Source organism: Neisseria sp. P0009.S007, assembly GCF_051962515.1.
Genome location: NZ_JBQCVF010000790.1, coordinates 1 through 693 on the forward strand (window position 1 = coordinate 1; position 693 = coordinate 693).

Here is a 693-nt window from a genome sequence, read left to right on the forward strand (position 1 = left end):
CAACATCGGCGAAGCACGCCGTCGCGTCGGCGAACAAGTTGCCCTGCAAGGCAACTTCGACCCGTTTGCCCTCTTCGGCACACCGGAATCTATCCGCACCGAAGTCGCACGCATCCTTGCCGACTACGGCAACGGCAGCGGCCATGTATTTAACCTCGGACACGGCATCAATCAACACGCCGACCCGGAACACGCCAAAATTTTGGTCGATACCGTACACGAACTGTCCCGTCAGTATCACCGTTAATGGAAACAACGCAAAGGCCGTCTGAAAACAAAAACACAATTATCGTGTAAATTTGTTTTCAGACGGTTTTTCTATATACTTAATATCTGAAGCTTATCAGCTGACACCTTCAAACTTAAAACACATCCACTCCCGCTACCGAATATGAATTTTTTAAAAGACATCACCTGGACCGAAATTTTCATCTTCGCCCACACCTGCGCCGCACTCGTCTGCATGCTGCGCGTGTTGTATAAACAAAAAAACATCGGCTCAACCTTCGCCTGGCTGATTATCCTATTCCTTTTCCCCGTATTCGGAACCATCGCCTACATCCTTATCGGCGAGCCTCGTCTCGGCACAGCCCGCGCCAAACGTACCGGCGAAATGAACCGCTTCTACCGCAACTTTGCCGCCACCCATCTAGCCGATATCTATCTCGACATTGCCGACCAAGTCAAATCACG

At 50.5% G+C, this 693-nt stretch carries 2 protein-coding genes; both read left to right on the top strand.

Annotated elements, in window-relative coordinates; genetic code table 11:
• Positions 1-247, top strand: a 247-nt coding sequence (locus ACTHS3_RS16385; protein WP_440368558.1) for a uroporphyrinogen decarboxylase family protein, incomplete at its 5' end; no start/stop codon positions are given.
• A 144-nt stretch (positions 248-391) separates the two neighbouring features.
• Positions 392-693 (top strand): PLDc N-terminal domain-containing protein (locus ACTHS3_RS16390; protein WP_440368559.1); only part of this gene is annotated, 302 nt, incomplete at its 3' end.